This is a genomic window from Caballeronia sp. dw_276 (assembly GCF_018449635.1).
GTDB lineage: Bacteria > Pseudomonadota > Gammaproteobacteria > Burkholderiales > Burkholderiaceae > Caballeronia.
Genome location: NZ_JAAVUV010000004.1, coordinates 188,881 through 207,017, shown reverse-complemented (window position 1 = coordinate 207,017; position 18,137 = coordinate 188,881). Strand labels below are relative to the sequence as shown.

Below are 18,137 nucleotides of genomic sequence, written 5' to 3'. Positions count from 1 at the left end.
AGTGGATATTGAGCGTTTCAACATATCACAGCGCGCTTGTATCGGCATGGACGCCGAACGCCATGGCTGCTGCATAGCCATCGAAATCATCAAGCCGGACGAAGTTGAATCCTGATGGAATCCGGTCATTTGCAAGATCAATGGACTTCAGGCCGTCGCCAACACCAATGCCCGCGCCAGTTGCTTTCAGCAAAGCTTCCTTGGCGGTCCAGCATCGATAAAAATCGCGGATGCTCACTATTCGCGATGCTTCTTCTTTCACGCATACCGTGTCCGAAAGCGAGCGCCAGTCGAGCGCCGGATTCAGTTCTTCGATATCCACGCCGACTGCCCGCTGCATTGATACAGCAATCAAAACACGCTCTCCCGAATGCGACACGTTGAAAGACACGTGTGGAAAACCGGCAAGCCATGGCCGTCCATAAGCGCCGGCTTCGAATTCAAGTTCCGCCGGATCGCGAGCCACGCGCTCGCCAAGAATCTCGCGGAGACTCGATCGCGCCGCCGCGAACCGCAGTTGGTCGCCAAGTCGCTTGTAACGCGCCATCCGATTGCATTCGTCTGCACTGAGAAAGCGGCTGACGGCTGGCGCGTGTTTTTTCAGGTCCACATCCACGGACCACAACGCGATATCCGAGGGCCAGCGGCCAGAGTTGGCGAAAAGGACGGGCATCGATCAGAGGTGGAAAAGAGGCGTCAAAACGAAGCCAGAATTATAAAGCCTTAACATGAGAAAATCTCGGTATTGAGAATCATTTGCAATTAGAGCGAAATTTGGCCATCATGGGTGCCTTCGGAAAGCCTGGATATTTCCTATGGAAACCATGACTCCCCTTGGCGCCGACGCATTGCAGGTATTGATGACGCGCCAGTCTCACTGGCCGCTCGCCGAGCCCGCGCCTGACGACGCGCAGCTTCGCCAGATCTTCGATGCCGCCCTGCGCGCGCCCGATCACGGCGGTTTGCGCCCGTGGCGCTTCGTGCTGATTCGCGGCGATGCACGTCTGAAACTGGGCGAAATACTCGTCGATCTTGCCTCCTCGCGCTCGCCAGACGAACCGCGTTCGGCGCACGAACACCGCCGTGGCCGTGCGCTGGCGGCGCCGGTGGTGATCGCGCTGGTGGCATCGATCACCACCCGGACCAAAGTGCCCGAAGTCGAGCAACTGCTCGCCGTCGGAGCTGCCGCCATGAACATGCTGAACGCCGTCCACGCAATGGGTTTCGGCGGCTTCTGGGCGACCGGCGCGGACAGTTACGAGCCTGGAATGCACCGCGCGCTAGGACTCGCGGACAGCGACCGTCTGCTCGGATTCCTGTTCGTCGGCACGCCGCCTGAAGGCACGCGCGCCGTCGCACGCCCTTCCAGCGACGCCTTCGTCACCGAATGGTTCGGCGCGCGTCTAGAAACGGACTGACTATGGCAAGCCCTGCTCTAACCGAAATATCGCGCGTGGACCGGACCTGTGAATCCAGGCCGCCGCCAAGGCGCGTCGATCACGGTCCGCCGCCGCAATTCGTTCCATTGCGCATGAACGAAACTTTATCGATGGGACCCTGCGTGCCGCCGCCCGGCGAAGTCTTCGTGTTCCGTTTTCGAAGCCAATGGCAGCGCATCAGCGCGCACGATGCCGCAACCTGGCTCACGCAGGACGAGACGCGCCGTGCGGCGTTGCTGCCGAGTCCTGCCTTGCGATACCGCTATATATCCAGCCGCGCTGTGCTCAGGCTGGCCGTGGCGCGTCTGTTCGGCTGCGAGCCGGACGCCGTCGATCTGCGAGACGACGCCAAAGGCCGTTTGCTTGCACAAGCAGCGGGACGCAACGAGGTCCTGCGTGCGGATATCGGCTATGCAGGCGTGTGGATCATGCTCGGCATCAGCGCGACGCATGTTGGGCTTGGAACGTCGCTGCCATCGTTCGGATCGGCCTCGGACGACTTGTTGGCCGATACCGCCAGTACCTTGCCCCTCGGAAGTCAGCGGGCCCGTGACAACAGCATGCTGAGCGCGGCGGGTTATCGCTCGGCTATCGATAACCCAGGCGGCGCTGATGATTTCACCGCGACCGAGCCCTGGTACGTTTTCGATTTGCCGATGCCCGGACAGCTTTGTGCATCGATTTGCAGCTCGGCGCCGTTGAACACCATCCACGCATTCGGATGGAGCAAGCGCAACGGAAACGGCCGATAACAAGAGTCAGGCCGTTTGCATAATCGAAGCGTCGTTTGACTTCCGCGACGCGATCAATTAGTTGTTTTGCTAACTATCATGTGCTCTAATGCTCGCATGTTCGATCACTGCCTTTACTTCAATTCCGCCGCACTCGCGCGCCTTGTGGAACGCGAGTGGACCGCCGCCTACGCGAAGTTTGGCCTGACGCCGCCGCAAGGATTCGTGCTGCGGGTTGTCCTCGCCACGCCCGGTTGCCTCAGCAGTCAGGTTGCTGACATCCTCGGAATAGCGAGGCCTACAGCCACGCGTCTTATCGACAGCTTGTGCGAAAAGCAACTGGTCGAACGCAGCCAGGCGAAGACCGATGGCCGCGAGTGGACGGTCAGCGCGACCGCGGCCGGCCGCGCGCTTGACCGGCCCATCAACAACGCTAGCGCTCGAATTGCCAGAACCCTGCGTGCGAAGGTTGGCCCGGAATTATTCGAATCCGCCGTTACGTCGATGCACAACGTCAGGAAAGCGCTGGTATAGCAGCGACTGTTTTTATCGTCACCAATAGTTGTCTTGCTAACCATCAAGAGGCAAAAACGTGAACAATGACTGGCAATGCGTAGGCGCCGTAAAAGGAATCCGTTCGTCGAGAAAGCGGCTGGGCGCGGCGATTGCCATCGTCTGCGTTGCGTTGCTGATGATTGGAATCAGCACATCGGTGACGAGCGCCCGCATGAATACCGCGCGATGTCTCGAAGCGTTCGCGCATGACCAGAATCGCAGCGTTGAAGAACTGTTTCGTGACCCTGCATTGCAAGAGTCACTTATAGAGGTAACGACCCTTTGCTCGCAATAAGAAAACCCGCTTAAGCACCTACCAGAAAATCCGCACGATTTTTATCGGCGATCCAGTGCGGCGCGCGTCCTCGACCTGACCATGTAGCGCCAGTCGCGGTGTCGCGGTATTTGGGCGCGACCGACGCAACAGGCGCCTTTGCCTGAACGTTGTGCCCCATCAACTCGGATAGCGAAATCTTGTATTCGCCCATCTTCGCGACTATTTCCGCGAGAACGATTTCAGCCTGACGTTGCCGTGCTACTTCCAATTGATCCTGCAGCGCTTCGCGCTGCGCAAGCAGTTCTTTGAGGGTGGGCATTTCACTTTGCATTATAAAAATTGTTGTTCAAAAGCACTTTGGTGTTCTCGGGCCCAGCACGAGAGTGCTGTTCCAAAACTGCTTCAAGAATTGCCGGACTAGTCCGTTGCAGTATTTCAATGCGACGCGGATAAACAGGATTCGCCAGTTTTGACCGGCATTGTTCCAGCCCCGATTAGCCGCAAACCTGTAATCAGGCATGTTTCAGGAAGTGCCGGCAGAGGAAGAAGTCCGGGAAGCCGCGTGACGGCTTTGCGCCTCTTCGTTGCAGCGGGGCCAAGTGTACGCGTTTTATTCGGCGGCGCGCAGAACGGCGTCGCATTGACGCTATTAAAACATAAGAACCGGCTTTCTGATAATCCCTTGTGAACGCTACGTCGAAAGGTTTCGATAAAGCCCGGAGACTAAGGACTTATTTCAATGTTTTGGATAATCGGCGCTCACCATCGCACTCAGGAATCTGCCAGCCTTTCAATAATCAAATCGAGCAGCGCCCGCAATCTAGCGAGGCGGCGCAGGTCGCGATGATAGCCAAACCACACGTCCCTTCCCGGCGGCGCGTCACCCAGGTCGATCCGATAAATACCCGGCGTGGCGTCGCCGAGTGGACACGGCAGGACAGCGAGCCCCGCGCCTTGCGCGCACATCCGCGCCTGGGCATCGCGGTTATTGCTGCCGAACGCCACATGCGCCTGCGGCAACATGCGACGTACCCAGGCGACATCGGGCAGCGTGCCGAACGCGCTGTCCATGGTCACAAGTCCGTAGCCCTTACCATCGCCGGCGCGGGGCGGAGGTTTGCCGGCGGGACCGTAGAGCGCGTATTCCATATGGATGAATTTTCGCTGAACGACGTCGGCCTCGTCGAAAGGCGTGATGCGAAACAACAGGTCCGCCTCGCGCCGCGCGAGACTCAGCCGGCGCGAGTCCGTGACGAGTTCAATACTGACGCCTGGATGCATCTGCAGAAACTCGGCGAACACCGGCGTCAGGACATGCACGCCAAACCAGTCCGACGACGATACCCGTAGCACACCGGACAATTGCTGTTCCTTGCCCGCAAGCGAGCGCTCGAATGCGAGCGCATCTTCTTCCATTCGCTCCGCGTGCGCGAGCACGGCCGAGCCTTCGTCGGTGAGGATGAAGCCGTCGGCTGTGCGCTGGAACAGGGCCTGCCCCGTTGCTTCCTCGAGCGCGCGAAGGCGGCGCCCCATGGTCGGCTGAGTCTGGCCCGCCTGCCTGGCCGCCGCGCTGAGCGAGCCTGTGCGGGCAATCGCGAGGAAGATCCGTACGTCGCTCCAGTCCATTTTTCCCCATGCAGAAATGTTTAGCCGGCGTGCGATAACGTCGATTGTCGTAATTTCTCGCATGGACGAAGATGAATCAAGCAAATTCATTTCGTCTTGGGGAGAAATATCATGGACATGCAGGCTCTGGTTTTGCAGCGCTACAACGGACCGCTCGAACTGACGGCGCTGTCGCGGCCCGTTGCGCAAGCGGGCCAAGTGTTGGTGCGCATCAAGGCTGCCGGACTGAATCCGCTCGATACAAAGATCCGCGCCGGCAGCGCGGCGCATGCAAAACACCCGCTGCCGCTGGTTCTTGGTATCGATATGGCCGGGGTGATCGAAGCTATCGGCGAAGGCGTGACGCAGTTCAAACCCGGCGATGAGGTCTACGGAATGACCGGCGGCGTCGCGGGAATTCAGGGTTCGCTCGCGCAGTTTGCCGCCGTCGATGCCCGGTTGATCGCGCTGAAGCCATCGAATCTATCGATGAAAGAAGCCGCCGCATTGCCGCTCAGTTTTATCACGTCGTATCAGGGAATCGTCGATCGCGCGCGCGTTCAGGCCGGACAAACCGTGTTGGTGCAGGGCGGCGCGGGCGGCGTCGGGCACGTGTCGGTTCAGCTTGCGCGGGCGCTGGGCGCACGGGTTTTTGCCACGGTCAGCGAGGCAGACGTTGCGCTGATGGAGCGGTATGGGGCGATTGGCATCGATTACCGGAAGTTTGCCGTCGAGCAGTACGTGAACGCGCATACGAACGGCGAGGGCTTCGATGTGGTTGCGGATACCGTCGGCGGCGCGACGCTCGACGCGTCGTTTTCGGCGGTCAAACAATTCGGGCATGTGGTGAGCGCGCTCGGCTGGGGAACGCATTCGCTCGCACCGTTGTCATTTCGCGAGGCAAGCTATTCCGGCGTGTTCACGCTTGCGCCGCTGTTGACGGGCAAGCATCGCGAACATCACGGCGAGATGCTCAGGGCCGCGACCGCGCTTGTAGAAGACGGAAAGCTAGTGCCCAAACTGGATCCGCGCACGTTCGACCTGAACAGCGCCGAACTCGCATACCAGTCGATGACCGAAGGCACTGCCAAGGGAAAGATGGTGATCGAGATTTCCTGACGCGCCTTTAACGCGCCGCCGCCAACGTCACTGGTCGCGCGAAGCGCTTCGCGCCGACCACGCAAAGCACCACGGCTGTGGCGACGGCGACCATCGACCAGCCGACCGGTTCGTGTAGCAGCGTTGCCGCGAGCACCAACCCGAAAAACGGCTGAAGCAGTTGCAATTGCCCGACAGCGGCAATACCGCCCAGAGCCAGCCCGCGATACCAGAACACAAAACCGATCAGCATGCTGAACAAGGACACGTAAGCGAGTCCCAGCCACGCCGGTTCGCCGATGCCGGCCCAGGAAGCCGGCAATGTTGCAAGCGCGGCCGGAATCATGACGGGCAGCGACATCACCAGCGCCCAGGAGATTACCTGCCAGCCGCCGAGCTTGCGCGAGAGCTTCGCGCCTTCCGCGTAACCGAGACCGCACACGATCACCGCGCCGATCATCAAAATATCGCCGACAGACGTTGCGCCGCCGCCCTGCATCAGCGCAAATCCCGCAACGAGCGCCGCGCCCAGCCCTGAAAAAATCCAGAACGCAGGACGCGGGCGTTCGCCACCACGCAACACGCCGAAGATTGCAGTCGTCAGCGGCAAAACCGCCACGAAGACCACTGAATGTGCCGCCGTGATGTGCTTGAGCGCAAGCGCCGTCAGCAACGGAAAGCCGATTACCACGCCGAACGCAACCACGGCCAGCGGTATCAGGTCGCTGCGTTGCGGCCGCTTTTCCCGGAAGACCAGCAACAGCGCGAGACCGAGCGCGCCCGCAATGCACGCACGCGCCACGGTCAGAAAGACCGGGTCGAAACTCGCGACCGCGAGACGCGTGGCGGGCAGCGAGCCGCTGAAAATCAGCATCCCGAGAAAGCCGTTCACCCATCCGCTCGCCGTCTTGTCCGTCTCGCTCATTGTCATACCTCTGGTTTCAAGCTCGCAGTATCGGTTGACGGGGCATGGCTTTTCCAGAGACAGTGCACTACAGTTCTGCAAAACTGTCTTGGCCGGAAACCAGTACACATGGAAGACACCATACAAGCTGAAATGGGCACGCTCGTCGAACGCGTGATGCAGGCGGTTCAGCAACGCATCTCGAATCGCACGCTCGCAGCGGGCGCCAAAGTGCCGTCCATCCGCGGCCTGGCGGAGACGCTGCAGGTCTCGAAGTCCACCGTGGTCGAGGCCTATGACCGGCTCGCGGCCGAGGGCGTGATTCAGTCGCGGCGCGGATCGGGGTTTTATGTCACGAGCCACCTGCCCCCGCTGTCGCTGACCGAACTCGGTCCGCTACTGGACCGCGCGGTCGATCCGTTCTGGGTATCGCGTCAATCGCTCGATGCCGCCGACGACACCATCAAGGCGGGCTGCGGCTGGCTGCCCGGGTCGTGGTTGCCTGAGGCCGGGATACGCCGCGCGCTGCGCTCCGCCGCCCGCGCGGACGTGAGCATGCTCGCCGATTACGGCACGTCGCGCGGGCTCCCGGCGCTGCGGCAATTGCTCGCGCGGCGCATGGCGGATCGCGGTATCGATGCAGCGCCCGACCAGATCATGCTCACCGAATCCGGCACGCAGGCCATCGACCTGCTGTGCCGTTTCCTGCTGGAACCGGGCGATACGGTTCTCGTCGATGACCCGTGTTATTTCAACTTTCTCGCGCTCTTGCGGGCGCATCGCGTGAAGCTCGTGAGCGTTCCGTACACGCCTTCCGGCCCCGACATGACGCTCTTCGCGCAGGCGCTTGCCGAACATCGGCCGCGTCTTTACATCACGAACTCGGCGCTGCACAACCCGACCGGCGCAACACTTTCACCGGTGGTCGCGCATCGCTTGCTGAAGCTCGCCGATCAGGCCGGACTGACGATCATCGAAGACGATATCTTCGGCGACTTCGAGCACGAGCCGTCGCCGCGCCTCGCCGCCTTCGATGGCCTCGACCGGGTCGTGCATATCGGCAGCTTTTCGAAGAGCCTTTCGGCGGCGGTGCGTTGCGGGTTTATCGCGGCAAGGCACGACTGGATTGAAAGTCTGATCGACCTGAAGATCGCAACGTCGTTCGGCAGCGGGCGGCTTTCGTCCGAACTCGTGCTGAGCGTGCTGAAGGACGGCACGTATCGCAAACATATGGAAGCGCTGCGAGAACGGTTATCGCGTTCGATGGGACCCGTCAGCGCGCGGCTGGAAACGCTCGGTATCGAGCCGTGGATAGAACCGCGCGCGGGCATGTTTCTCTGGTCTGCATTGCCCGAAGGCATCGATGCAGCGGATGTTGCCCGGCGCGCGTTGATGGAAAATGTCGTTCTCGCGCCTGGCAACGCGTTCAGCGTGGCGCAGTCAGCCAGCCGGTTCCTGCGCTTCAACATAGCGCAATGCGCAGACCCGCGCGTCTTCAAAGTACTCGAACGTGCGATGCGCAAATAGCGCTCAGGACATGCGTTCCAATGTCTCCGCAATCAACGTGCGCGTCAGCTCGCCCGCAGGCATCTCGCGCGCAAGGCGCGCCGCCTGTCCCGACCAGAGGCTCGTAAAGTCACCCTGGCCCGCTTCCTCCGCTTTTGCTTTCAACGGCGCAAGCGCAGCCGACGCAAGCGGAAAAGCCGGCGCCACGTCCGACAGCGGCCCGACTTCGCGCATCACGCGGTTCATGATGCCGCGAGCCGGCCGTCCGGTGAACACGTTGGTCACCGCGGTGGAATCATCGCTTGATTCGCGCAGCGCAACGCGATGCACCTCCGGCACTTTGGCTTCCGGGCAAAACAGATAGGCCGTCCCGATCTGCACCGCCGATGCACCCAGCGCAAACGCAGCAACAATCCCCCGCGCATCTGCGATACCGCCAGCCGCGATCACCGGCACCGATACCGCGTCCGCAACCTGCGGAACGAGCGCAAAGGTCCCGACCTGCGTCGCCATGTCGTGATTCAGGAATGTGCCGCGATGGCCGCCCGCCTCGAAGCCCATCGCGATGATTGCATCGCAGCCATGTGCTTCGAGCCAGCGCGCTTCGGCCACCGTCGTAGCCGATGCAATGATCTTCGCGCCGGTCGCCCGGACACGATCGAAGAGCGTTTTCTCCGGCAGTCCGAAATGAAAGCTCACGACCTCGGGTTTGAACTCTTCGACGAGTGCGCAGAAAGCGCTATCGAACGGCCGACGGACCGCGCCCGCCGGCGTGACTTCGGGATCGATACCGTGTTCGATGTAATACGAAGCGAGCCGTGCCCGCCAGGCGAGGTGGCGCGCGGCATCGGCTTCTGGCGGGGTGTGACAGAAGAAATTGAGGTTGACCGGTGCGCGGGTTTTCGTGCGAATCAACGTGAGCGCGTCACGTGCCTGCTCGGCGCTCAACAGCGCACAAGGCAGCGATGCAAGACCGCCCGCTTCGCCCACCGCGATGGCAAGTTCCGCTGTACCCGGCCCTGCCATGGGAGCAAGAATAATAGGTGCTTCAATTCCGAACAAATCGATGATTCGACGATCGCGCCAGGTGCCCATGTTCGTTCCTTTCTTCGGGTTGTTGCTTGATCATTCAGTGCCGTCAAGCTTAACAAGCTTTGATCAGGCAAGCGGCGCTTTGATGTGATAATTGTTATCACTTCTTCCGATACCTGGAGTCATCATGGACGCCGCCGATCTGCGCATCTTCGAGTCGGTCGCACGCAATGGCAGCATGAATCGCGCGGCGCTCGAACTTCATACCGTTCAATCGAACGTGACCGCACGCGTTCGCTTACTTGAGGAAGAACTCGGCGCGTCGCTGTTTCACCGGCATCATCGCGGCGTTGAATTGACGGCTGCAGGACGCAGGTTATTGCCTTTCTCCAGACAGATGGCGCGCCTGCTCGACGACGCCCGATTAGCGGTGAAAGACGAAGGCGTGGCAAGCGGACCGCTTGTGCTGGGTACGCTCGAAACCACCGCGGCGTTGCGTATGCCGAGCGTCCTCGCGCAGTTCACGCTCGGCTTCCCGAAGGTCGAACTCGTCATGCGAACCGGCACGACGGCGAGTCTGGTGGAAGACGTCTTGCAGTATCGGCTTGATGGTGCGTTTGTCGCCGGTCCGATCACCCACGAAGACTTGCATACCGAAACCATCTTCAACGAGGAAATGGTGTTGGTCACCGCGCGCCGGATTCGCTCCTTCAAGGATCTCACGCAAATGGGCGTCGTGAAGACCATCGTGTTCCGGCAAGGTTGTTCGTATCGGGCGCGGCTTGAGAGCGTCCTCACGCGACTCGGCCTGCAAGTCAGCACGCCGCTTGAATTCGGTTCACTCGATGCCATGCTCGGATGCGTCGCGGCGGGCGTGGGCGTGACGCTCTTGCCGAAGGGCGTTGTCATGGCGGCATCGCGTGAAGGACGCGTCACCTTGCATGATCTTGCGCCCGAGGATGCTTTCGTGGATACCGTGTTCGTGCGTCGTCGCGACGTGTATGCAAGCAGCGCCATGAACGCCTTTCTTGCCATCGCCCGTCCGGTGGCCGTGCCTGCGCTCGTGTCCGCCTGAACCCGCTCGTTTCATCGATAAAAACACGCTTGACTTAGAGTGCACTCGAAGTCCCACCATGCCTGAAGTCGTACCGGAACACAGCCATGAAAATCGGTGATATCGCGAAACACACGGGCCTCACAGCGCACACGATCCGCTATTACGAACGAATCGGATTGCTGCCGTTCGCCCCTCGGGACAGCATGGGCCAACGCGTCTACGACGCGTCCGTGCTGACATGGATCGAATTCCTCGGCCGCCTCAAGACGACCGGCATGACGATTCAGGAAATGCTCCGCTACGCGCAACTTCGAGCGCAAGGCGCGGCAACCGGGCAAGAACGCTGCGCGCTGCTGGCAGCGCATCGCGACAACGTCCGCATTCGAGTGGCTGAACTTCAGGCCTGCCTCGTGGTTCTCGATACCAAGATCGCAGGTTATGCCAACACTCCAAATGGGAATGGACATGCAAAGCACGAACGCACACGCAGCAAATCAGGAAAGCCGTCTGGAACGAGGCAAGCGAGTGTTGTCGGAGATTGACGGTTCGGCGGGCGAAAAGGTCATCAGTTCGCTTGCGGATATCGCTCCGGACTTCGCCCAATATCTGCTCGAGTTTCCTTTCGGCGATATCTATTCACGGCCCGGTCTCGACACACGTGCGCGCGAGATTGCGACCATCGCGGCGCTCACCGCGATGGGCAACGCAACGCCTCAACTGAAAGTGCATATCGCGGCCGGATTGAACGTCGGCATCACGCGCGATGAGATCGTCGAGATCATCATGCAGATGGCGGTTTATGCGGGCTTTCCAGCGGCGCTCAACGGCCTGTTTGCCGCGAAGGAAGTTTTCCAGGCACACGACCTGGCTTAAGCGGCGCCGGTTCCTCGACCCGATGCGGGCCATCTGCGCTGCATCGCTTCCACGAGTTGCCGCCATAAGAATTCAGCAGCGGGCGATAAACGCCGTCCCACCCGGCGTATCACCTGGCTGCTGAATTCGCGCGCTATCGGATGCTCGATTTCGAGCGCAACGAGGCGTCCTGCGTCGAGATATTGACGCGCTGCGTCGGTGGACATGAACGCCACGCCCAACCCCGCTGCCGCAATTGCCTGAGCCGCGGAAAACAGATCGCATCTGTACGAGGGCGTCACCGTCAGCCGCTCGGCGCGGATGATGGCTTCCAGATACTGCTGCACGCCGAACCGTTCAGGCATGAAGATCAGCCGCTCTTCGCGCAGCTGTTCGAAGCGAATCCTGCGTTCGCCGGCAAGCGCATGACGCGGACTGACGAGCGCGCAAAACGGCGCCGCGCGAAAGATCCGCGCGCGAATCGCTGGATCGCTGCCGCCGCCCGCGCACAGGCCGAGATCCACGTCGTCGTTGCGCACCATCGAAATGATTTCGGAAGTGGCGCCGCTGCGAAATTCCACCACGATGTCAGGAAACTGCAAGCTGAACCGCTCCAGAACGGTAGCCAGCAAGTTCTCGATAAATCCCTCGCCCACGCCAATGCCCAGCCTCCCGCGCCGCAGACTTTTGAAGTCTTCAAGTTGTGCGAGCATGTCGGCGTCGCGGCGTGTGCTCTCACGAAAATGCTCGACCAGACTCATGCCAATCTCGGTGAGCACCGCGCGCCGCCCGCTTCGCTCGAGCAGAACAACCTCGTATTCCCGCTCCAGTTGCCCGACTTGCCGGCTGATCACCGAAGGATTGATGCCGAGCGCATCGGCCGCCGCGCGCACGCCGCCGTGCGCTTCGACCTCATGCAGATACCGCAGGCTTCGCGCGCTCAACACCGGCTCACGCGCGGAGGAAATATCGATTGTCATGGCGTCTAATGTTGACATCTGAGTCAACATTATCGGTCAAGGAACGTCATTGATTGGTGGATTTTGCAGCGGAATACTGCCCCATTCCGTTTCCCCAATACAGGCGCCACAGACCATGGAAAATACCAAGGGTTTTTGCTTACTCGAAGACACGAGCGATCTGCGCGATGAACTCAGCGTCATCCGCCATCACCTGCACCAGAATCCGGAACTCGCGTACAAGGAATTCCAGACCTCGGACTTCGTGGCGCAAAAGCTCGAAACGTGGGGCTACAAGCTCACGCGCGGCCTGGGTGGAACGGGCATGGTGGCATCGCTTACGGCCGGCACCGGGACGCGCGCAGTCGCCGTGCGCGCCGACATGGACGCGTTGCCTATCGCCGAGGAAACCGGCTTGCCGTACGCAAGCAGCAACGCCGGCCTGATGCACGCGTGCGGTCACGACGGACATACCACGATGGTTCTGGGCGCCGCGCGCCATCTGGCCCGCACGCGCGCCTTCAACGGCACCGTGCATCTCGTGTTCCAGCCGGCCGAGGAAATCGGCGCGGACAGCGGCGCGAAACGCATGATCGAAGATGGTCTGTTCGAGCGTTTTCCGTGTGAAGCGATCTTCGGGCTGCACAATCATCCCGGTTATCCGACCGGCACGTTCATGTTCCGCAGCGGGCCGTTCATGGCGGCATCGGATACGGTCAACATCACCGTGCATGGCCGCGGCGGTCATGCGGCGCGGCCGCAATTGTCGATCGATCCGGTCGTGATCGGCTCGGCTCTGGTCATGGCCTTGCAGACGGTGGTCGCGCGCAGTATCGACCCGATGCAAACGGCCGTTGTCACCGTTGGCGCGTTCAACGCGGGTCACGCGGCAAACGTGATTCCGGAATCGGCGCGCCTGCAGATCAGCGTTCGTTCGTTCGATGCCACGGTGCGCAAGCAGTTGGAAACCCGCATCCGCGCACTCGCCGATGCCCACGCAAGCGGCTACGGCGCGAAGATCGATGTCGACTACGTGCCGGGTTATCCGGTCGTGATCAATAGCGAAGCGGAGACGCAACTGGCGCTTGAAGTGGCGCGCGAACTGGTTGGCGAAGAGCGTGTGGTCGATAACTTCGGCCCCATCGCCGGCAGCGAGGACTTTGCGTATTACCTGCAGCAAAAGCCGGGGTGTTTCCTGCGTCTGGGCAATGGCGAAGGCGCGCCGATGCTTCACAACGCCTCTTACGATTTCAACGATGACAACCTGACCGTCGGCGCTGCGTACTGGACGCGTCTGGTCGAGCGCTTCCTCTCGCGATAAGAAAAACCATCTACGGGTTCCCCATGGCGACCACCACAATTCAACCTGTCAAAGCTGTATCGCAAAGCAAGATCGTGATTGCGGCGATCATCGGCAACCTGCTCGAGTTTTTCGATTTCACCGTCTACAGCTTTTTCGCGCTGACGATCGCCAAGCTGTTTTTCCCGGCGCACGATCCGGTGGTGTCGACATTGCTTGCGCTGTCCGCATTCGCGATCGGTTTCGTGGCGCGTCCGGTTGGCGGTTTCGTGCTCGGACATTACGCCGATAAACGCGGCCGCCGCGCCGCCCTCACGCTGACCATTTTCCTGATGGCGGTCGGTTCGGCGATCATCGGTCTTGCGCCGACTTACGCGAGCATCGGCCTGGCTGCGCCCGCGCTGATCATCTTCGCGCGTTTGTTGCAAGGCTTCGCGCAAGGCGGCGAGTTCGGCGCAGCCACGGCCACGCTGCTTGAAACGGGATCGGCCAAGGGACGTGGTTTCCGCGCGAGCTGGCAGCTTGCAAGCCAGGGCGCCGCGGCGCTGATGGGCTCCGGTATCGCAGCCTTGCTCACGTATCAGCTGAGTCCCGAGCAACTGCTCGACTGGGGTTGGCGCGTGCCGTTCCTGATCGGCACGCTGATCATGCCCGTGGGCGTTTATCTGCGTCGCCACATCGTGGAAGAACCGCCAAAGCCGGCAAAGACCCGCGCGTCCGCGTTCGAACCGGGAATGGTCCGCAAGTGGATCCTGACCGTGTTCGCGATCATGGGCATGACGGTCGCGACCTACGTCCTCATGTATTTTATCCCCACGTACATGATCCAGTATCTCAAGGTGCCGGCCAAGCTTTCGATGCTGGTATCGATCAGCGCAGCGATTGCGTCGTTGGCGTTGTGCCCGGTATGGGGCGCGTTATCGGACAAGATGCAGCGCCGCAAGCCGTTGATCCTGGTCGGGCGCGTTGCGCTGATCGCGCTGTTGTACCCGTGCTTCTGGCTGATGAACCAGTTCCCTTCGCTGCCCGTGGTGATGAGTCTGATCGTGTTGCTGATGCTCTTCTACACAATGGGTTCGGCCCCCGCCTATTCGCTGATGCCGGAGAACTTTCCCAAGCATCTGCGCGCGGGATATCTCGCGAGCGCGTATGCGGTGGCGGTATCGGTATTCGGCGGCAGCGCGCAACTCGTGGTCGCGTGGTTGATCAAGATCACCGGCAATACCATGGCGCCGGCGTGGTACATGATCGTGTGCGTGGTGATTTCGCTGATCGCCGTGTCCAAACTCGATGAAACCGGCGGACGCGAGCTGACCTGATCGTCTTCGCCACGACTTGAAAGAAAGGCCGGACGCCCCATGCGTCCGGCCTTTTTCCGTTGCGGAGCCGGCTTGGCCGCTCCCTGTGACTTTTCCTCACAGCCTCAATATTTTTAGTGCATTGTCGGGCGCATTTTGCGCGGTGCTTAATCCCGTACGAACCATCGCTTAACGCGTGTTTTAAAGGGACATCATGGACACCGGCGTGCTCAAACCTGCAATCTCCGATCAGTTGATGAAGCGAATCGCTTGGCGGCTCGCGCCGTTGATGATCCTGATGTACATCGCCAATCAGCTGGACCGCGCGAACATCGGCTACGCCGCTTTGACGATGAACGCCGAGCTCCACATGACGGCCGCGCAATACGGACTCGCCGCGAGCCTGTTCTTTCTTGGTTATATCCTCTTCGAGGTGCCGAGCAACCTGTGCATGCATCGCTTCGGCGCGCGCATCTGGATGACCCGTATTCTGCTTAGCTGGGGTCTGCTTTCATCGCTGACGAGTTTCGTGCCGAATGCACACTGGCTTTTTGTTGCGCGCTTCTTTCTTGGTGCATTCGAAGCAGGCCTCTTTCCCGGCATGGTGTATTACCTGACGCTCTGGATGCCGGCGCGCAACCGCGTATGGATGATGTCGCTGTTCGTCACCGCCATTCCGCTGACCGGCGTGCTCGGCGCGCCCGTTTCGACCTGGCTCATGGCGCATGCCAGCGTGTTCGGCATCACCGGGTGGCGCGCGATGATCTTGCTCGAAGGTCTGCCCGCAATCGTGCTTGGTTTTATCGCGTATTTCTGGCTCGCCGATGGCCCGTCGAAGTCGCGCTGGCTTTCCGCCGCCGATAAAGCCGAAATCGCTGCGGCGCTTGCAATCGAACAAACACAAGCGGCGGCGGCAACCGCTCCGTCGAGCGCATGGAAAGCGCTCAAGAACCCGAAGGTCTGGGCGTTGGGCGTGGTGTATTTCGGCACGAATGCGGGAATCATCGGCTTGCTGTATTTCCTGCCGCAAGTCGTGAAGACCTTCGAGGCGACGTTCGGCGTGAAGTACACCATCACGGATATCGGCCTGATCACCGCGATTCCGTTCGGCGTCGCCGTGATCGCGACGCTGGTCTGGGGACGCCTTGTCAGCCGCCAGCAAATCAGCGCGGTGCATGTGGCCGGGCCGCTGCTCGTGTGCGCTGCGGCATTGTCGGTTGCGTTGCTGCTGAAGTCGCCCTATCAGACCATCGTCGCGCTTGCGATAGGCACCTCCGCGTGTTTCTGCAGCATCACCACGTTCTGGCAGTTGCCAAGCCGCATTCTCACCGATCGCGCCGCCGCAGCCGGCATTGCGCTGATCACGAGCATCGGCGTGTCGTCGGGATTCCTGCTGCCGTATTTCATCGGCTGGGTGAAAGACGCGACGGGCACCTTCGTGCTGGCGTTCATCGGCATTGCCGTGGCCATGGTGATTGCATCCGTTGTGGTCATCATGCTCGAAGCCGGCCGCTATAAAGTCGATGAAGCCAATCTCGCAAGCGAATGAGCGCGATGGTTTATGCGGCGTTATCATCGGCGCAATTGCTGTCTGTTCCTCATGTGCGAAAGGATTGCCGATGCGTCGCGGAGTGCCCAGCCTGAGTGCGCTGCAAGCGTTTGAAGCGGCCGCGCGCCACGAAAGTTTTTCCAAGGCCGCGATCGAGCTTTCGCAGACGCACGGCGCCGTCTGCAAGAAGGTCAACGAGCTCGAAGCACATCTCGGCATTACGCTGTTCGAGCGCGTGCGTCAGCGGCTCGTGCTCTCCGCGGCCGGCGCTGAATACGCGCGGCGCATTCGTGTGCACCTCGACCAGATCCGCCGCGATACCGTCGATGTCGTGCGCAAGCAAAGCGAGGTTCCGGTCGAGCTGGCCGTGGGCGTGACCTTCGCATCGCAATGGTTGATCCCGCGTCTGCACGATTTCTACGAGCGCAATCCGGATATCCAGTTGCATATCATGGGTCGCGACCAACCGACTTTCTTCGATGACTCCAGCTTCGATGCCGCGATCTATTTCGGCCAGGCGTTGTGGCCGGCCATGCCGGGACGACCGCTTGTCAACGACGACAAGATCCTCGCGGTTTGCGCGCCTTCGCTCACCAACGGCCGGGGCAATCTGAGCGGCGCGGAAATTGGCGCAATGCCCTGGATTCACACGCGCGACCTGCCGCGTGCATGGCTGTCATGGTCTGAAACCGCGGGCACGCGCGTGATCGAACATGATGCGTCGAATCAGCACTACGACATGTTCATCATGGCGATCAACGCCGCGGTTTCAGGCCTGGGCGTGGCGTTGCTGCCGCGCATTCTTATCGATCGCGAATTGCGCACGGGCGCGCTCGTGCAGGTTCATCCGCATGCAATCCCCAACCCCGAAACCGTGTACTACTCGTTCCCGGAGCAGAAGCGCGACTGGGAGCCGCTCAGGCGTTTCGATCAATGGCTTGGTGCTGCAATCGATGAATATCGTGATGGCTGGGGACGGCGCGAACGTATCAAGGCACTAGAGACTTCGACGTTCGCGAGCGGTTGATCACTACGTTGCCGCATAGTCGCGCAGGTCGGGGTTATCGCGCAGCAGCTGCTGATATAAGCCTTGAAATCCAAGCCAAGCGACATAATCCGATCCGAGCTGCTTGCTCGTCTCGCGTGCTTCGTCGTCGTTGAGCGGCTCTAGCGTGCCGGCCGCTTCCGCAAGCAGTTGCACCTGGCAACAACGCTCCATGGCGATGAACCGGTACGCGGCGGCATCGACGGATGAAGCCACTGTCAGCAAGCCGTGGTTGAGCAAAATGGCGGAGCGCTTCGCGCCCATTGTCTCCGCAATGCGGCGGCCTTCATCGGCGGCGAGCACGACAATGTCGCCGCGAAACAGCACGTGGTCATCGTAGAAAAGGCACGCTTCCTGATTGAGCGGCGCGAGCAAACGTGCGCGCGCGGAAAATGCGCGGCCGTAAGTGGTGTGCGTGTGCGCGGCGGCGATCACATCGGGATTTGCGCCATGAATGCCGCAATGGATCGCGGCCGCCGCCGCGTTCACCGGGCCCGTGCCGTGATAGACGTTGGCGTCTTCGTCGATGCATACGAGATCATCCGGATGCACCGATGAAAAATGTTGCGCGTACGGATTGACCCAGAAACGGTCATGGAACTCGGGATCGCGCACGGTGATGTGTCCGGCGATGCCTTCGGCCAGCCCGAAGCGCGCGAAAATGCGAAAGGCCGCCGCGAGCTTGAGCTTGCGATGCCGGCGTTCATCTTCGAGGCTTGCGAACACGGGAGGCTCGGGCAACGCGCCGCCGATAGGCTTGGGAATGCGTCGATCGTTGAAATCCGCGTGGCCCATGACACCCTCTTCAATGGCGAAAGAAGCATCGATTTTCAGGCGCACGAAAGGTACCGTCCATCGACGATTAGTCACAGGGTTGCGTCTTGCGCTCACAAGCTTTTTATATCGTTGGCGAATTAAAAGTCACGGGCC

At 60.8% G+C, this 18,137-nt stretch carries 20 protein-coding genes; 13 read left to right on the top strand and 7 right to left on the bottom strand.

All coding sequences use genetic code 11. The annotated features are described in order from the left end of the window. Positions 1–25: 25 nt before the first annotated feature. Entirely contained in the window at positions 26–673 is a 648-nt protein-coding gene (locus tag HB633_RS09740) for a 4'-phosphopantetheinyl transferase superfamily protein (protein WP_213777897.1), read from the bottom strand. A 142-nt stretch (positions 674–815) separates the two neighbouring features. On the opposite strand from HB633_RS09740, the gene HB633_RS09735 reads away from it, so the two are divergent. From HB633_RS09735 to HB633_RS09720, 4 genes are all read left to right on the top strand, one after another. Further along, the gene (locus HB633_RS09735) at positions 816–1,418 is read left to right on the top strand and encodes a nitroreductase (protein WP_213777896.1); all 603 of its coding nucleotides are present in this window, start codon (positions 816–818) and stop codon (positions 1,416–1,418) included. Between the two features lie 2 nt (positions 1,419–1,420). Further along, positions 1,421–2,191: a hypothetical protein gene (locus HB633_RS09730; protein ID WP_213777895.1), complete on the top strand. Its 771-nt coding sequence runs from the start codon at positions 1,421–1,423 to the stop codon at positions 2,189–2,191. Positions 2,192–2,287: 96 nt separating this feature from the next. Beyond that, positions 2,288–2,704, top strand: a complete 417-nt coding sequence (locus tag HB633_RS09725; protein WP_213777894.1) for a MarR family winged helix-turn-helix transcriptional regulator — start codon at positions 2,288–2,290, stop codon at positions 2,702–2,704. 58 nt (positions 2,705–2,762) lie between these two features. Beyond that, the gene (locus tag HB633_RS09720; protein ID WP_213777893.1) at positions 2,763–3,020 is read left to right on the top strand and encodes a hypothetical protein; all 258 of its coding nucleotides are present in this window, start codon (positions 2,763–2,765) and stop codon (positions 3,018–3,020) included. A gap of 10 nt (positions 3,021–3,030) precedes the next feature. Here HB633_RS09720 and HB633_RS09715 read toward each other — a convergent pair whose 3' ends face one another. Together HB633_RS09715 and HB633_RS09710 are read right to left on the bottom strand one after the other, a co-directional pair. Continuing rightward, on the bottom strand, positions 3,031–3,321 hold the full coding sequence (locus tag HB633_RS09715; RefSeq protein ID WP_213777892.1) for an H-NS histone family protein: 291 nt from the start codon (positions 3,319–3,321) through the stop codon (positions 3,031–3,033). A gap of 452 nt (positions 3,322–3,773) precedes the next feature. Further along, a complete protein-coding gene (locus tag HB633_RS09710) occupies positions 3,774–4,628 on the bottom strand; it encodes a LysR family transcriptional regulator (RefSeq protein ID WP_213777891.1) in 855 nt (284 codons plus the stop codon). 111 nt (positions 4,629–4,739) lie between these two features. Here HB633_RS09710 and HB633_RS09705 point away from each other — a divergent pair, with 111 nt between their 5' ends. Next, positions 4,740–5,726: a zinc-dependent alcohol dehydrogenase family protein gene (locus HB633_RS09705; protein WP_213777890.1), complete on the top strand. Its 987-nt coding sequence runs from the start codon at positions 4,740–4,742 to the stop codon at positions 5,724–5,726. A 7-nt stretch (positions 5,727–5,733) separates the two neighbouring features. Here HB633_RS09705 and HB633_RS09700 read toward each other — a convergent pair whose 3' ends face one another. Beyond that, positions 5,734–6,630, bottom strand: a complete 897-nt coding sequence (locus tag HB633_RS09700) for a DMT family transporter (protein ID WP_213777889.1) — start codon at positions 6,628–6,630, stop codon at positions 5,734–5,736. A 108-nt stretch (positions 6,631–6,738) separates the two neighbouring features. Between HB633_RS09700 and HB633_RS09695 the strand changes: the two genes are divergently transcribed. Beyond that, the gene (locus HB633_RS09695; RefSeq protein ID WP_255580839.1) at positions 6,739–8,136 is read left to right on the top strand and encodes a PLP-dependent aminotransferase family protein; all 1,398 of its coding nucleotides are present in this window, start codon (positions 6,739–6,741) and stop codon (positions 8,134–8,136) included. 3 nt (positions 8,137–8,139) lie between these two features. On the opposite strand, the gene HB633_RS09690 is transcribed toward HB633_RS09695, so the two are convergent. Further along, a complete protein-coding gene (locus HB633_RS09690) occupies positions 8,140–9,210 on the bottom strand; it encodes a nitronate monooxygenase (protein WP_213777888.1) in 1,071 nt (356 codons plus the stop codon). 124 nt (positions 9,211–9,334) lie between these two features. Between HB633_RS09690 and HB633_RS09685 the strand changes: the two genes are divergently transcribed. From HB633_RS09685 to HB633_RS09675, 3 genes are all read left to right on the top strand, one after another. Beyond that, entirely contained in the window at positions 9,335–10,222 is an 888-nt protein-coding gene (locus tag HB633_RS09685) for a LysR family transcriptional regulator (protein WP_213777887.1), read from the top strand. 86 nt (positions 10,223–10,308) lie between these two features. Further along, positions 10,309–10,746, top strand: a complete 438-nt coding sequence (locus HB633_RS09680) for a MerR family transcriptional regulator (protein WP_213777886.1) — start codon at positions 10,309–10,311, stop codon at positions 10,744–10,746. Then, the gene (locus HB633_RS09675) at positions 10,670–11,077 is read left to right on the top strand and encodes a carboxymuconolactone decarboxylase family protein (protein WP_213777885.1); all 408 of its coding nucleotides are present in this window, start codon (positions 10,670–10,672) and stop codon (positions 11,075–11,077) included. The genes HB633_RS09680 and HB633_RS09675 overlap by 77 nt, the downstream gene beginning before the upstream one ends. Here the strand turns inward: HB633_RS09675 and HB633_RS09670 are convergent. Then, on the bottom strand, positions 11,074–12,054 hold the full coding sequence (locus HB633_RS09670; RefSeq protein ID WP_255580838.1) for a LysR family transcriptional regulator: 981 nt from the start codon (positions 12,052–12,054) through the stop codon (positions 11,074–11,076). The genes HB633_RS09675 and HB633_RS09670 overlap by 4 nt on opposite strands. A 97-nt stretch (positions 12,055–12,151) precedes the next feature. Here HB633_RS09670 and HB633_RS09665 point away from each other — a divergent pair, with 97 nt between their 5' ends. The 4 genes from HB633_RS09665 (at position 12,152) to HB633_RS09650 (ending at position 17,189) form a co-directional block, all read left to right on the top strand. Beyond that, positions 12,152–13,336 carry a M20 aminoacylase family protein gene (locus HB633_RS09665; protein ID WP_213777884.1) on the top strand — a complete coding sequence of 395 codons (1,185 nt, stop codon included), beginning with the start codon at positions 12,152–12,154 and terminating at the stop codon, positions 13,334–13,336. Positions 13,337–13,359: 23 nt separating this feature from the next. After that, complete coding sequence (locus HB633_RS09660) at positions 13,360–14,634, top strand: MFS transporter (protein WP_213777883.1); 1,275 nt, start codon at positions 13,360–13,362, stop codon at positions 14,632–14,634. A gap of 193 nt (positions 14,635–14,827) precedes the next feature. After that, positions 14,828–16,162, top strand: coding sequence for an MFS transporter (locus HB633_RS09655; protein WP_213777882.1), 1,335 nt, complete (start codon positions 14,828–14,830; stop codon positions 16,160–16,162). Positions 16,163–16,232: 70 nt separating this feature from the next. Next, positions 16,233–17,189 (top strand): LysR substrate-binding domain-containing protein, encoded by a 957-nt coding sequence (locus HB633_RS09650; RefSeq protein WP_255580836.1) that lies wholly within the window; start codon positions 16,233–16,235, stop codon positions 17,187–17,189. Positions 17,190–17,192: 3 nt separating this feature from the next. Here HB633_RS09650 and HB633_RS09645 read toward each other — a convergent pair whose 3' ends face one another. Next, the gene (locus HB633_RS09645; protein WP_346730291.1) at positions 17,193–18,077 is read right to left on the bottom strand and encodes a class II aldolase/adducin family protein; all 885 of its coding nucleotides are present in this window, start codon (positions 18,075–18,077) and stop codon (positions 17,193–17,195) included. Positions 18,078–18,137: the final 60 nt, after the last annotated feature.

Excerpts from the sequence above, each read along its gene's own strand:
- HB633_RS09680 (WP_213777886.1), top strand. The coding sequence starts at position 10,309 with ATGAAAATCGGTGATATCGCGAAACACACGGGCCTCACAGCGCACACG.
- HB633_RS09650 (WP_255580836.1), top strand. The coding sequence starts at position 16,233 with ATGCGTCGCGGAGTGCCCAGCCTGAGTGCGCTGCAAGCGTTTGAAGCG.
- HB633_RS09700 (WP_213777889.1), bottom strand. The coding sequence starts at position 6,630 with ATGAGCGAGACGGACAAGACGGCGAGCGGATGGGTGAACGGCTTTCTC.
- HB633_RS09725 (WP_213777894.1), top strand. The coding sequence starts at position 2,288 with ATGTTCGATCACTGCCTTTACTTCAATTCCGCCGCACTCGCGCGCCTT.
- HB633_RS09675 (WP_213777885.1), top strand. The coding sequence starts at position 10,670 with ATGCAAAGCACGAACGCACACGCAGCAAATCAGGAAAGCCGTCTGGAA.
- HB633_RS09740 (WP_213777897.1), bottom strand. The coding sequence starts at position 673 with ATGCCCGTCCTTTTCGCCAACTCTGGCCGCTGGCCCTCGGATATCGCG.
- HB633_RS09690 (WP_213777888.1), bottom strand. The coding sequence starts at position 9,210 with ATGGGCACCTGGCGCGATCGTCGAATCATCGATTTGTTCGGAATTGAA.
- HB633_RS09695 (WP_255580839.1), top strand. The coding sequence starts at position 6,739 with ATGGAAGACACCATACAAGCTGAAATGGGCACGCTCGTCGAACGCGTG.
- HB633_RS09685 (WP_213777887.1), top strand. The coding sequence starts at position 9,335 with ATGGACGCCGCCGATCTGCGCATCTTCGAGTCGGTCGCACGCAATGGC.
- HB633_RS09655 (WP_213777882.1), top strand. The coding sequence starts at position 14,828 with ATGGACACCGGCGTGCTCAAACCTGCAATCTCCGATCAGTTGATGAAG.
- HB633_RS09705 (WP_213777890.1), top strand. The coding sequence starts at position 4,740 with ATGGACATGCAGGCTCTGGTTTTGCAGCGCTACAACGGACCGCTCGAA.
- HB633_RS09710 (WP_213777891.1), bottom strand. The coding sequence starts at position 4,628 with ATGGACTGGAGCGACGTACGGATCTTCCTCGCGATTGCCCGCACAGGC.
- HB633_RS09670 (WP_255580838.1), bottom strand. The coding sequence starts at position 12,054 with ATGTCAACATTAGACGCCATGACAATCGATATTTCCTCCGCGCGTGAG.
- HB633_RS09730 (WP_213777895.1), top strand. The coding sequence starts at position 1,421 with ATGGCAAGCCCTGCTCTAACCGAAATATCGCGCGTGGACCGGACCTGT.
- HB633_RS09735 (WP_213777896.1), top strand. The coding sequence starts at position 816 with ATGGAAACCATGACTCCCCTTGGCGCCGACGCATTGCAGGTATTGATG.
- HB633_RS09665 (WP_213777884.1), top strand. The coding sequence starts at position 12,152 with ATGGAAAATACCAAGGGTTTTTGCTTACTCGAAGACACGAGCGATCTG.
- HB633_RS09715 (WP_213777892.1), bottom strand. The coding sequence starts at position 3,321 with ATGCCCACCCTCAAAGAACTGCTTGCGCAGCGCGAAGCGCTGCAGGAT.
- HB633_RS09660 (WP_213777883.1), top strand. The coding sequence starts at position 13,360 with ATGGCGACCACCACAATTCAACCTGTCAAAGCTGTATCGCAAAGCAAG.